The sequence below is a fragment of the Komagataeibacter melomenusus genome, from assembly GCF_013155395.1.
Lineage (GTDB): Bacteria > Pseudomonadota > Alphaproteobacteria > Acetobacterales > Acetobacteraceae > Komagataeibacter > Komagataeibacter melomenusus.
On sequence record NZ_JABJWC010000003.1, the window covers coordinates 35,641 to 47,629 of the forward strand.

Consider the following 11,989-nt stretch of genomic DNA (forward strand, 5'->3'; position numbering starts at 1 on the left):
AACAATCCAGGGCCTTGTCCGCCCCCTTGGTCAACGCGCGTGGCAGGTCCGGTCAGGATCGCGCGGCTGCCCCGTGACACATGCGGGCATGGCCGCAGCCTATAAGCACATGTGCCCACCCCTGCAACCGGCGTGCCCATGATTTTCCCCATCCATGCCCCGTCCGCGCCACGATTGCGGTGTTTCCTCACCATAACGCAACACCAGTAAGAAGGGAGAACAAAGACCATGCGCCCCAGCACGTTTCCCCGGCTGATGCTGCTTGCAGCCCTGCTCGCCCCCACCATCGGGCTGACAGCACTTGCCGCCAGCCTGCCGCCTGCGGGCGCCCCCACCGAGGCCGGAATGGGCCTGAGCGCGCGCGCCCTCGCCCGCCAGTTGCATGAAGACGGGGCGGATGCGACCATAAAGGCGCTTGATGAGCGCAAGGCCTGGCCACAACTGCGCCGCGCCGTGGCCGCGGGCTGGTCGGGCTGGATCGAACTCGTACCCGAACTCATCACCCATACCGATGACCAGACGACGGCACGCCTGCGCACCGCGCTGCGCCTGGCCCTGCCGCGCAACCCGCGTGCCGTGCTGGCAGCGGTTGATCCGGGCAACGGGCCGCTGCTGGGCGCGGGGGCTTTGTGCACGCCCCATGGCATGACCGCGCACTGGCGCGCGACCAGCATCCGCGCGGTAAGCGACGTGCATGACATCCATCTCGCCCATCAGGCCGCCGATTGCCAGGCCGCCCTCGCGGCTGGCAGCACGGTTACTGGAAAGGCAAATAGCGGAACGTGACGTAGATGGTGTTGCCCCCCGTGGTGGGGGTGGCACCGTCGCCGCCCTTATAGGCGAATTTGCGCAGGTAGGTGTACTGCACGCCCGTCATGACCGCGCCATAGCCGCCCTGCAGCACATGCCACCAGCCGCCCACGGTCAGGTCGGCAATGGTGTGGGTCTGGGCATCGCAGCTGCCGCCGGTAATCAGTTCCACGTTGCAGCTGCTCAGCGCCAGGTCGTTCACGCCGTAGCCGTATTCGAAGCCATCACTGCCGGTATAGGTCCGCCTGCCCGCGCTCTCCACGCCGCCATAAAGATAGATCAGCAGGTTGGAGGTCGGGTGGCCGATCAGCCCCATGCTGCCGATGATCTCGGGAATGGGGGCGGGCGAGCCATTGGCCTTGAAGGTGGCATCGGGCAGCATGGCGGGGCCGTAGCGGCCAATGCCCTCGCCTGCCAGCACGTTGCCGGTAAACTGCAGGTAGCGTGGAATGACATGCACCGTCACGTCACCGCCCACGCCACCGGCAAAGGACACATGCTCGCGGATCGGGCCGCCCGGGGCCTGCCCCATCGCCTTGAACCAGCGCGCGAGGCCGTACACCTCGTAATGGGCGGGCTTGGTGTCGAGCGCGCCCTTGAGCACGATGTCGGGCGCCACGTCCATGCTGTATTTGGCATTGGGGTTGAGCATGCCCGAGCCCGCATTGTTGTAGAGCAGCGTGGTGCCCGACGAGGCGAGGGTATCATCATCCGTGCCGGTCATCATCGGGTGGTCGCCCGCGCTGCCTGATGCCGCATAGGCCACCTGCGGCGCCTCGAGCGAAAGGCCGAGCCACCATTTGCGCCCGAAATCCTTGATGAAGCGGATCTGCGGCACGCGCGTGAACACGATGCCGGGGATCTGGTTGTTATCGACCACCGGCGGTAGCTGCTCGTGGCGCGACAGCAGGCCCTGCGTGTAGCCCGTGGTCAGGCTCCATGCCTGCCCCGCCAGCACGTGGAAGCCCCATTTGGTGTTGCTGTAGGTCATGTACGCCTGGCGGATGCGCGGCGTGTAGCTGTTGGTCTGGTAGCTGTTGGCGGTGCCCGCGGCCCCGCCGAAATCGGTCTCGATATAGCCTGACAGCGTCTCGTCCTTGGTGGGCGAGCCCTGCAGCAGCACGCTCAGCCGGGTCAGCTGGGCAGACGGGCGGTACTCGCCGGTATGGGCATTGGGGCTGTTGGCGTAGGGGAATGCGCCCCAGCTCGTGGCGGGGCCGCTGGTCAGGTTCTTGCTGCGATAGATGTTCGAGAAATCGATGAAGCCGCCCAGCCGGACCGAAACCCCGCCAATGCGGAAGATGGGCGGCAGGCTGTCCACCCCGGTCTGGGTAATGGCCAGCGGGCTGGAGGAATCAAGGTCCAGCTTGGGCTGGCTGGGCACGATGGATTCGGTCATGGTGTTCTCGGCCGCTGCCGCCGCCTGCGCGTCATCTGACAGGGCGGGGCCGCCAATGGTCAGCCGCGACAGGTCGGGCATGGCCGTAATCTGGCCCGACGGGTTGGTGACCGACGTGCTGCTGGCACTCGAGCGCGGGCCTGAGCGCAGCGTGCGCCCTGCGAGCACATGCGTGCCCTCCGTCATGCCATGACGGGCCTCAAGCTGCTGCACCCGGCTGGCCAGGCGCTGCATCTCGGCATGGATGGCGCGGATCTCGGCCATGTCATCGGCCTGGGCCGCCGCGGGCGCCACCATGCCGCCAAGCATGACCATCAGCCCGCCAAGCACCATGCGGGGCCTGCCCACCCTGTCGGCCTGACACGAACAGCGGCCTTCTTTCCAACAGCAATCCATCAGCCTGGCGCGTCTGCCCCTGAAAACATGGTTGATAAAACCCTCACCCACACCCGCATGCCTGGGGGATACAGGAGGGATGGCGCATCCTATTATAGAAAAAACATTCAGCTGCTATGCATTAACTATTCTCATGCACGGCTTATATTCGCATGATTTCCTTTATTCCACACCATTCCCTGCTTTAATTCAAGGCCTCTACATGTGCCACGAAGGGAGTAACACGACATGACCGCACCCCGGCAGACCGGCTCCCCACCGCAGGAGGACCGGCCCCTTGCCGGCGCACCCCATCCCGACCATCCGCTGCACTGGAAGCTTTATGCGTGCGAGATGGTGGCGACGACGGTGCTCATGCTGTGCGGGATCGTGTCGGTTACGGTGCTGACCACGCCCTATACCCCTATTGGCCGCGCCCTTGCCCCCCACCCGCTGGCGCAGACCGCCTTGTGCGGGCTGTTCTTTGGCCTGTCGGGCACGGTGGCGGCGTTCACGCCGTTCGGGCGGGTGAGCGGGGCGCATGTCAGCCCTTCGGTCTCGCTGGCGTTCAGCCTTGCGGGGCGGTTGGGCATGATCGACCTGTGCGGCTACATCACAGCCCAGATGGTTGGCGCCTGCCTGGCCACGGTGCTGCTGGCGGGGCTGGGCCATGTCCTGCCGGCATGGGGGCAGATGGCACAGGCCTCGGCCTATGCCGCCACCATCCCGTTCCCGCATGTCTCGGTTCTGTGGCCACTGGCGACGGAACTGGTGCTGACCGTGCTGCTGGTGCTGATGATCTGCGCCCTTGCCGCCCATCCCACGCTGAAATGGCTCACGCCGTGGGCGGGCGGGCTGTTTTTCCTGGCGTGCAACCCCATCTCGGCTTGGCTGTCGGGCAACAGTTCCAACCTTGCGCGCAGCTTTGGCCCGGCGCTGGTTGCAGGGCAGTGGCAGTCTTTCTGGATCTATGCGCTCGGACCGTTCATGGGCGCGGCGCTGGCCATCGCCATCATCCGCTCGCGCCTGCTTGGCCGCATCGAGGTGGAAGAGGCGCGTGTGGTCAATTTCGGCCATCATGGCCGCATCCCCTCGCTGTTCCATCCCGGCCGCCACGCGAAGGCGCGCGAACAGGACACATTATAGTTCCCGGCACGGGGGATGGGTTGCAATCGGCACGAATTGTTCCCACTATCAGTGCCACTGAATACGAATCGGGGTGCTGCCCCGGTTTATCAGGCGTTCTCAGGGCGGGGCGAAATTCCCCACCGGCGGTAAGTGGTCCTGCATGCAGGCCCATAAGTCCGCGAGCGCCCGGTCGCGAAAGCGGGCGGGGTCAAGCAGATCCGGTGCAATTCCGGAACCGACGGTTACAGTCCGGATGAGAGAGAACGGAAACTATGGCCCTGCTTTCCCGCATGGAAGGCAGGCATGTGGTTTTACGCGCCCTGGGTCCGTCCAGATGGATGGAGTACTGTGTTTTGGACGCGTTGCCACAGGGTTCCCGCACCCCCGCCACGCAGGCCACTGACCTGCCGCCCGCCATTGCCCACGCCTTTCGCGCGGCGGTGGATGAAGCCGCGCGCCATGTGGGTGCCACCGCCCCCAACCCGCCCGTGGGCTGCGCCATCCTTGACGGCGAAGGCCACATCCTCGCCATCGGCGGCCACCACCGCGCAGGCACGCCGCATGCCGAGGTGCAGGCCATCAGCCAGTGCCGCGAGCGCGGCCTGCTGGCACGCGCGCAGACGGCGGTAGTCACCCTTGAGCCCTGCAATCACACCGGGCGCACCGGGCCGTGTTCACTGGCCCTCCTTGCAACGCCCATCCGCACGGTATGGATTGGCGTGCGCGACCCCAACCCGCATGTGGAAGGCGGCGGGGCCGACACGCTGCGCCAGCGCGGCTGCGACGTGCATGTGCTCCAGCCCGCAGGCCAGCAGGCCGCCATGCAGGCGCTGTGCCGCAGCCTGCTGGCCCCGTTCACTCACTTCATGCGCACCGGCCAGCCGTGGATCACGGTCAAGCAGGCGCTTGACGCCCATGGTTCCATGGTGCCGCCCGCGGGCCAGACCACCTTCACCGCTGCCGCCTCGCTCGACCTGGCGCACCGCCTGCGCCGGGCGACCGATGCGGTCATTACCGCCACCGGCACCATAAACGCCGACCGCCCCGGCCTGGACGTGCGCCGCGTGCCCGACCACCCGGGCCGTGCGCCGCGCATCCTCGCCATCTGCACCCGCACGGGCGAGGTGGATGAAGCCTACCTCACCGCAGCCCGCAACCGGGGCTTCACGGTGCAGGTCTGCACCGACATCGCCGCCCTGCCCGACATGCTCGGCCAGGCGGGGGTGACATGGGCCATGGTGGAGGCCGGCCCCGGGCTGCTGGCCGAAATCGATGCCCGCGGGCTGTGGCATGACTGGCTGAGCATAACCGCAGGCCCCGCTGGCACGGACCATTACGCCGTGCGCGTGCGCGAAGGCGACGCAACGCCGCTGCGCCTCTTCCCCGAACTGGCCGCCGCATAAGGAACAAGCATGTTTTCTGGCATTATCGAGCACCAGGGACAGGTCAGCGCCGCGCGGCGGCTTGACCGCGATCTGGACATAACGGTGGAAACCGGCATCACCGATCTGGCCCTTGGCGAGAGCATTGCCGTCAATGGCGTGTGCCTGACCGTGACCTCCTTCAACACGCAGGGCACGGCGACCTTCTTCATCAGTTCCGAGACGCTGGACCGCACGGCGCTGGGCCGCATCGGGGCCGGGCATACCGTCAACCTCGAACGCGCGGTAACACCTGCCACACGGCTGTCAGGCCATATCGTGCAGGGCCATGTCGATGGCACGGGCCGCCTGATCGCGGTGCGCGAGGAAGGCGAGGGGCGGCACATCACCTTCGCCATTCCCGCCCGGCTGCGCCGCTACCTGGTCGAGAAAGGCTCCATCACCATCGATGGCATCAGCCTGACCCTGAACGCAGTGGGCGCACCGGGCGAGGAAGGCTGTAGCGCGGACGAATTCCGCATCGCGCTGATGATCATCCCCCACACGTGGGAACACACCACCCTTGGCAGCCTGAAGCCAGGCGACGCCGTGAACATCGAAGTCGATGTCATTGCAAAATATGTGGAGAGCGTATGTCAGTATCGTTGATGCCCCCGGCACTGGCGCAGGCCGTGGAAACCATCCGCCGGGGCGGGATGATCATCCTTGTGGATGACGAGGACCGCGAGAACGAGGGCGACCTGGTCATGGCCGCGGAACTCATGACGCCAGAAGCCATGAACTTCATGGTGACCCACGCGCGCGGGCTGGTGTGCATGCCCATGTCGCCCGAGCGGATCACGCAGCTCAACCTGCCCATGATGACACAGGTGAACACCTGCCCGCGCGGCACGGCGTTTACCGTTTCCATCGAGGCGCGCGAGGGCGTGACCACCGGCATTTCCGCCGCTGACCGCGCCGAGACCGTGCTGGTGGCGGCAGCACCCGATGCAAAGCCCGCGGATCTGGTCTCGCCGGGCCACATCTTCCCGCTGCGCGCGGTGCCCGGCGGCACGGTGGCGCGCCCCGGCCATACCGAGGCCTCGGTTGACCTTGCCCGCATGGCGGGGCTGATCCCGGCCGCCGTGATCTGCGAGATCATGAACGAGGACGGCACCATGGCCCGCATGGACGACCTGCGCCCCTACGCGAAGCGCCACGGGTTGCAGATCCTGTCCATCGCGGAACTGGCAAAGTGGCTCAAGGACAACCCGATTGCAGCAGATGCCGGGCAAAAGCCCGCCATCGAACAGGTTGCCCAGGCCCGCCTGCCCAGCCGCTTTGGCGGACCGGACATGATGATCCATGCCTTCCGCGCGCCTGATGGCACGGAGCATGTGGCCATGGTCAAGGGCGAACCCGGAAGGCCCGGCAGCGTGCCGCTGGTGCGCCTGCATTCGGAATGCGTGACGGGGGATGCGCTGGGCTCGCTGCGCTGCGATTGCGGCGCGCAGCTCCAGGGCGCGCTCGAGCAGATTGGCGCCGCCGGGTGCGGCGTGCTGGTTTATGTGCGCGGGCATGAGGGGCGCGGCATCGGGCTGGCCAACAAGATCCGCGCCTACGCGCTGCAGGATGAGGGGCTGGACACGGTGGACGCCAACCACCGCCTTGGCTTCGAGACCGATGCGCGTGACTGGCAGGCGGCATCGGACATCCTGCACGCGCTCGGCGTGAGCCGCCTCGACCTGCTGACCAACAACCCCGACAAGGTGCAGGCCCTGCAACGCCACGGCTTTGACGTGCGCAGGCGCATTGCACTGGCCATTGCGCCCAACCCCTTCAACCGCGCCTATCTGGAAGCCAAGCGCACCCGGATGGGCCATGCCCTGTGCGAGCCCGCGACAGCGGATGCAGGCTGACAAAAGTTTTTGGTGAAGCTTTTTTCAAAAAAACTTCGAAGAACGCCGCCTTTTTGAAAAAAGGCGGCACCCAAAAACTTTTATCACTTTACCCCACAATAAAAACGGACAACGCCGGATATGAGCACCAACATCCCCTCTACCACAGTCGAGCTCAGCTTCGCCCACCCGCCGCGCCTTGCCATCGTGGTCAGCCGCTTCAATGAAGGCGTAACCCATGGCCTGCGCGATGGCGCGCTGGCATGGCTGAAGGAACACGCCATCTCCATGCGTGATGAAGATGTTATGTATGCACCCGGTGCATATGAACTGCCGCTGATCGCGCAGACCCTGGCCAAAACCGGGCGTTATGATGGCGTGGTATGCCTCGGCTGCGTGGTGAAGGGGGATACCGCGCATTTCGAGTTCATCAGCCTTGGGGCGACGGTTGGCCTGCAGCAGGCGGCGCTGAATACGGAGGTGCCGATCGCCTTTGGCGTGCTCACGACCTACACCGATGAGCAGGCCGTCATCCGCTCGCGTGATGACGTGCACAACAAGGGCCGCGAAGCCGTGGCCGCCTGTGTTGAAAGTCTCGCATTGCTTCAGAAAATCAGAGGCTGTTAAAGTAGGGTCGGGCCACATGAATGGCTGAAAACAGCCTTTCTGCGGTCCTGTTTTGGGTGACAGGGATGGCGGATGCGGCTGCTTACCTTCCTCGCCGGGGCATTCGGTGTCGGCCTGACGATCTGGATGCTGGGGCGTTTCGGCCTGCATGACATCCTCGGGCTGATCGCAGCCGGGGGGTGGAGCATTCCTGCCATCATCATTTTCCATGCAACCCAGGTCTGCGCCTCGGCGCAGGCATGGCGCCTGCTGGCCCAGACCGGGCGGCCAAAGCTGGCCTTTGCCGATTTCTTTGCCCTGCGCTGCGCGCGTGAGGGCATCAACAACCTGCTGCCGGTCGCCCAGGTGGGTGGCGAGGTCATCACCACCCGCCTGCTCGCCCGGCGTGATGACACGGGCATCAAGCAGGCCGCCGCCTCGACCATCTGCGACCTGACCATCGAACTGCTCAGCCAGGTCACCTTCACGCTCATCGGGCTCGGGGTGCTGTTCTGCCTCGTCAACCGCTCGCCCGTGACCGACGAACTCATGGAAAGTGCTGTCGCGGCCCTGCTGCTGGGCGCCGTGTTCTTTGGCAGCCAGTACCTCGGCGCCATTGCCCTGGTGGAAAAGCTGCTGGTGCGCATTGCAGCCCACCTGGGGTGGGACGGGGTGGACGACATCCGTGGCCTGCATGCGCAGATCCTGACGCTGTACCGCACGCGCGAGAACTCGCTGCGCGCGGGCGCGCTGCAACTGCTGGGCTGGTCGCTTGGCACGTTCGAGGTTTTTGTGGTGCTCGCGGCAATAGGCCACCCGCTTTCACTTGCTGACAGTTTCGTGATCGAGAGCGTGGGACAGGCCGCCAAATCGGCGGGGTTTGCCGTGCCCGGCGCGCTTGGCGTGTCGGAGGGGGGATATATCCTGATTGGCGGGCTGCTTGGCCTTTCCCCGCAGGAGGGGATTGCCCTGTCGCTGATCAAACGCCTGCGCGAGATCGCCTGGGGCCTGCCCTCGCTTGTGGCATGGCAGGTGATGGAAATGCGCTGGGTCCGCCCTGCCGCCACGGAAATACGCCTGCCCCGCCAGTCCTGACCGGACGGGACGATTTTTGTAAAAGAGTGTTACCCGGCAAATAATTGATGAAAAACAGACGGGTCTGATCGCCATCTTTTTTCATCAGGGCCGCCTCTTTCAAAGCTTTTTGAAAAAAGCTTTACCAAAAACTTCTTTACGGTGGGCCGGTTTTTTCGTGGATGGGTTTTTCAGGCCCCATACGCCACGCTGGCATCTGCGCCATCGGCCTCAACCCGCGGCGATAAAGAACCACCTTGCATCGGCACCGCATCATGGGCCAAACCGTACCTCTTCACCGACTGCCGCGTTCATGCGGCACGGGATCAGGTTTCTGAAGGGCTGAATACTCGTCATGCTATCGGTACCGCTTGGGCGTCTTGTCGCTGTGTGTTCCCGCCATGCCATTGCTGTCGTGCTGGCGTTTGCCGTGCTGATTGCTGGCGCGACCTATGCCAGCTACGCGCTGCTTGGCGTGACCACCGATACGGACCAGATGTTCTCGTCCTCGCTGGACTGGAAGAAGCGCTCGGATGAAATGGGCCGCCTGTTCCCGCAAAAGCAGGACCAGCTTGTGGCCGTGATCGACGCGGCGCTGCCCGAGGAGGCACAGCAGACAGCCCTCGGCCTGGCGGCAAAACTGCGCGGCGACCATGCCAACTTCAATTACGTCACCACGCCCCAGACCGATCCGTACCTGGTGCGCAACGGGCTGATGTTCCTTGACCCCAAGGCGCTCGAGCGCGTGCTCAACACCACCATCACCGCCCAGCCCTTCCTCAGCGAACTTGCGGCTGATCCTTCGGGGCGCGGGCTGTTCAGCGCGCTCAACCTGATCGCGCTGGGCGTGGCGCAGGGGCAGGCCGATCTTGGCAACTTCCACGCTGCCCTCGATGGCTTTGCCACCACGTTGCAGCATTCGGTCGATGGCACGCCCGAACCCCTTTCATGGGAGCGGCTGCTGGCGGGTGACCTGGCCGACCTTGGTGGCAAGTTCCAGTTTGTCGTCACCCAGCCCAAGCTGGATTATGATTCCTTCCAGCCCGGCGGGGCGGCATCCGACGCCATCCGGGCTTCGGCCAACGACCTGCCCTTCGTCAAGAGCGGGCGGGCGCATGTGCACATCACGGGCGATACCCAGATCGCGGATGAGGAATTCGCCACCGTGGCCGAAGGCATGGTGGCGGGCCTGCTCGGTTCGCTGGTGCTGGTTACGCTGTGGCTGATCCTGGCGGTGCATACGTGGCGCATCATCGTGCCCATCATCATCACGCTGGTATCGGGGCTGCTGCTCACCACCGGGTTTGCCGCCATCGTTGTGGGCAAGCTCAACCTGATCTCGGTGGCGTTCGCCATCCTGTTCGTGGGCATCGCGGTGGATTTTGCCATCCAGTTCTCGGTCCGCTTCCGCGCGCAGGCCAACCCGGATGGGTCCGCGCTGAGCCTGCCCGCCGCCCTTGAGCAGACCGGCAACGAAACCGGCCACCAGATCCTTGTCGCCGCCATGGCCACCTCGGCGGGGTTCCTGGCGTTTACGCCCACCGCCTTCGTCGGTGTTGCGCAACTGGGGCTGATTGCAGGCTTTGGCATGGTGTTCGCCTTCGTCTGCACGCTCACGCTGCTGCCGGCACTGCTGCGCCTGTTCCGCCCCACGGCGGGGCATGGCACGATCGGCTTCGCCTTCGCGCGACCGGTGGACACCGCCATCCGCCACCATCGCAAGCCCATCCTGGCCGGGTTCGTGGTCGTGGCGCTGGTGGGGCTGGCGCTGGTGCCGCGCCTGACCTTTGATGCCGACCCGCTGCATACCAAGAACCCCAAGTCCGAAGGCATGGTCACGCTGGGCATGCTCATGTCAGAGCCGCAGTATTCGCCCTATACGGTCGATGTGCTGATGCCCGACCTCAGGCAGGCCGCCGCCATGTCGGAAAAACTGTCGGGCCTGCCGCTGGTACATGATGCACTGTGGCTCGGCTCGATGGTGCCAGCCGACCAGAAGACCAAGCTGCCGCTGATCCAGGATGCGGCGAACATTCTCCTGCCCACCCTGATCGTGCCCGACCCCAAGCCCGCGCCGGATGCCGATGCCCTGCGCGCCGCCGCCGCCAAGACGGCGGGCGACCTTGGCGGCGTGCTGGACAAGCTGCCCGCCAATGACCCGCTGCGCCGCATCCAGTCAGCGCTGGCACAACTGGCGAAAGCCGATGATGCCCGCGTGCTGGCCACCAACGAGGCGCTGGTGCGCTTTTTGCCCATGCAGCTGAACATGCTGCGCGACATGCTGCAGGTAAAGGAAGTGGGCATTGCCGACGTACCGCAGCAGCTTGCACGTGACTACCTGCTGCCTGATGGCCGCGCGCTGGTCGAGGTCCATCCCAGCCATGACATGCAGGGCAACCGCGCGCTGCACCAGTATGTGGGCGAGATACAGAAGATTGCCCCCACGGCGGCGGGCTCGGCCATCGACATCGTGCAGAGTGCGGCGACGATGGTGCATGCCTTTGTCACGGCTGCCGGGGCCGCCATTGTCATGATCGCGATCATCCTGGCCGTGGCGCTGCGCAAGCTGCTTGATACGGCGCTGGTTCTGGCCCCGCTGCTGCTTTCCGCGCTGATGACGGTCATCCTGATCATCGTGGTGCCCGAGCAGCTCAACTTCGCCAACATCATCGCACTCCCCCTGCTGCTGGGCGTGGGCGTGTCGTTCAACATCTATTTCGTCATGAACTGGCGGGCAGGCATCAAATCGCCGCTCTCCAGCCCCACGGCGCGCGCGGTACTGTTCTCGGCGCTGACCACGGGCACGGCGTTCGGCTCGCTCGCGGCCTCGCACCATCCGGGCACGGCCAGCATGGGGCGGCTGCTGCTGCTCTCGCTGGCCTGCACGCTGGTTGCCACGCTGGTCTTCGTGCCCGCCCTGCTGCCCAAGCGCGCGATTGACAAGGAATGACCCGGCAGGGGAACAGCAAAAAGGCCGCATCCCCCCAGGGTGCGGCCTTTTTTAGTTATAAAAGTTTTTGGGTGCCGCCTTTTTTCAAAAAGGCGGTGTCTTCTGAAGCTTTTTGAAAAAAGCTTCACCAAAAACTTTTATCTTCAGGACTTGAACCAGACCTCGACCGGGCCGGTCACCTTCATGGTCATGGGGTTGCCAAAGCGGTCGGTGCCGCGGCCCACGGCCAGCCGCACCCAGCCTTCGCTGATGCAGTATTCCTCGACATTGTTCTTCTCGATGCCCTTGAAGCGCACGCCAATGCCGCGCTCAAGCAGGGCTTCGTCATAAAAGGGGCTGGTCGGATTGACGGACAGGCGGTCCGGCGGGGTATCGGTCATGTTTTTTC

General features: G+C 65.0%; 10 protein-coding genes and 1 riboswitch. Of the genes, 8 read left to right on the forward strand and 2 right to left on the reverse strand.

Going from position 1 to position 11,989, the window contains the following annotated elements; genetic code table 11:
• Nucleotides 1-228: 228 nt before the first annotated feature.
• A complete protein-coding gene (locus tag HNW77_RS01980) occupies nucleotides 229-786 on the forward strand; it encodes a hypothetical protein (RefSeq protein WP_241694239.1) in 558 nt (185 codons plus the stop codon).
• Here HNW77_RS01980 and HNW77_RS01985 read toward each other — a convergent pair.
• The gene (locus tag HNW77_RS01985; RefSeq protein ID WP_172155072.1) at nucleotides 758-2,605 is read right to left on the reverse strand and encodes a hypothetical protein; all 1,848 of its coding nucleotides are present in this window, start codon (nucleotides 2,603-2,605) and stop codon (nucleotides 758-760) included. The genes HNW77_RS01980 and HNW77_RS01985 overlap by 29 nt on opposite strands.
• A gap of 228 nt (nucleotides 2,606-2,833) precedes the next feature.
• On the opposite strand from HNW77_RS01985, the gene HNW77_RS01990 reads away from it, so the two are divergent.
• The 7 genes from HNW77_RS01990 (at nucleotide 2,834) to HNW77_RS02020 (ending at nucleotide 11,601) form a co-directional block, all read left to right on the forward strand.
• The gene (locus HNW77_RS01990) at nucleotides 2,834-3,730 is read left to right on the forward strand and encodes an MIP/aquaporin family protein (RefSeq protein WP_172154894.1); all 897 of its coding nucleotides are present in this window, start codon (nucleotides 2,834-2,836) and stop codon (nucleotides 3,728-3,730) included.
• Nucleotides 3,731-3,821: 91 nt separating this feature from the next.
• A riboswitch (FMN riboswitch) is annotated at nucleotides 3,822-3,981 on the forward strand.
• Between the two features lie 135 nt (nucleotides 3,982-4,116).
• Nucleotides 4,117-5,115 (forward strand): bifunctional diaminohydroxyphosphoribosylaminopyrimidine deaminase/5-amino-6-(5-phosphoribosylamino)uracil reductase RibD, encoded by a 999-nt coding sequence (gene ribD, locus HNW77_RS01995; protein ID WP_241694245.1) that lies wholly within the window; start codon nucleotides 4,117-4,119, stop codon nucleotides 5,113-5,115.
• Nucleotides 5,116-5,124: 9 nt separating this feature from the next.
• Complete coding sequence (locus HNW77_RS02000; protein ID WP_172154898.1) at nucleotides 5,125-5,742, forward strand: riboflavin synthase; 618 nt, start codon at nucleotides 5,125-5,127, stop codon at nucleotides 5,740-5,742.
• Nucleotides 5,742-6,992 carry a 3,4-dihydroxy-2-butanone-4-phosphate synthase gene (gene ribB / locus HNW77_RS02005; protein WP_172155076.1) on the forward strand — a complete coding sequence of 417 codons (1,251 nt, stop codon included), beginning with the start codon at nucleotides 5,742-5,744 and terminating at the stop codon, nucleotides 6,990-6,992. Before HNW77_RS02000 ends, ribB begins: the two co-directional genes overlap by 1 nt.
• 120 nt (nucleotides 6,993-7,112) lie before the next feature.
• Nucleotides 7,113-7,598, forward strand: a complete 486-nt coding sequence (gene ribH, locus HNW77_RS02010) for a 6,7-dimethyl-8-ribityllumazine synthase (protein WP_172154919.1) — start codon at nucleotides 7,113-7,115, stop codon at nucleotides 7,596-7,598.
• A gap of 72 nt (nucleotides 7,599-7,670) precedes the next feature.
• The gene (locus HNW77_RS02015; protein WP_172154921.1) at nucleotides 7,671-8,672 is read left to right on the forward strand and encodes a lysylphosphatidylglycerol synthase domain-containing protein; all 1,002 of its coding nucleotides are present in this window, start codon (nucleotides 7,671-7,673) and stop codon (nucleotides 8,670-8,672) included.
• 334 nt (nucleotides 8,673-9,006) lie between these two features.
• Nucleotides 9,007-11,601, forward strand: a complete 2,595-nt coding sequence (locus HNW77_RS02020) for an MMPL family transporter (protein ID WP_172154923.1) — start codon at nucleotides 9,007-9,009, stop codon at nucleotides 11,599-11,601.
• A 143-nt stretch (nucleotides 11,602-11,744) separates the two neighbouring features.
• Here the strand turns inward: HNW77_RS02020 and HNW77_RS02025 are convergent, their stop codons facing one another.
• Nucleotides 11,745-11,981, reverse strand: a complete 237-nt coding sequence (locus HNW77_RS02025) for a DUF3297 family protein (RefSeq protein WP_061275528.1) — start codon at nucleotides 11,979-11,981, stop codon at nucleotides 11,745-11,747.
• Nucleotides 11,982-11,989: the final 8 nt, after the last annotated feature.

Bases quoted from the DNA above. Each gene is read 5' to 3' on its own strand.
- HNW77_RS01980 (WP_241694239.1), top strand. From the start codon at position 229: ATGCGCCCCAGCACGTTTCCCCGGCTGATGCTGCTTGCAGCCCTGCTC.
- HNW77_RS01985 (WP_172155072.1), bottom strand. From the start codon at position 2,605: ATGGATTGCTGTTGGAAAGAAGGCCGCTGTTCGTGTCAGGCCGACAGG.
- HNW77_RS01990 (WP_172154894.1), top strand. From the start codon at position 2,834: ATGACCGCACCCCGGCAGACCGGCTCCCCACCGCAGGAGGACCGGCCC.
- HNW77_RS02000 (WP_172154898.1), top strand. From the start codon at position 5,125: ATGTTTTCTGGCATTATCGAGCACCAGGGACAGGTCAGCGCCGCGCGG.
- ribB (WP_172155076.1), top strand. From the start codon at position 5,742: ATGCCCCCGGCACTGGCGCAGGCCGTGGAAACCATCCGCCGGGGCGGG.
- ribH (WP_172154919.1), top strand. From the start codon at position 7,113: ATGAGCACCAACATCCCCTCTACCACAGTCGAGCTCAGCTTCGCCCAC.
- HNW77_RS02015 (WP_172154921.1), top strand. From the start codon at position 7,671: ATGCGGCTGCTTACCTTCCTCGCCGGGGCATTCGGTGTCGGCCTGACG.
- HNW77_RS02020 (WP_172154923.1), top strand. From the start codon at position 9,007: ATGCTATCGGTACCGCTTGGGCGTCTTGTCGCTGTGTGTTCCCGCCAT.
- HNW77_RS02025 (WP_061275528.1), bottom strand. From the start codon at position 11,981: ATGACCGATACCCCGCCGGACCGCCTGTCCGTCAATCCGACCAGCCCC.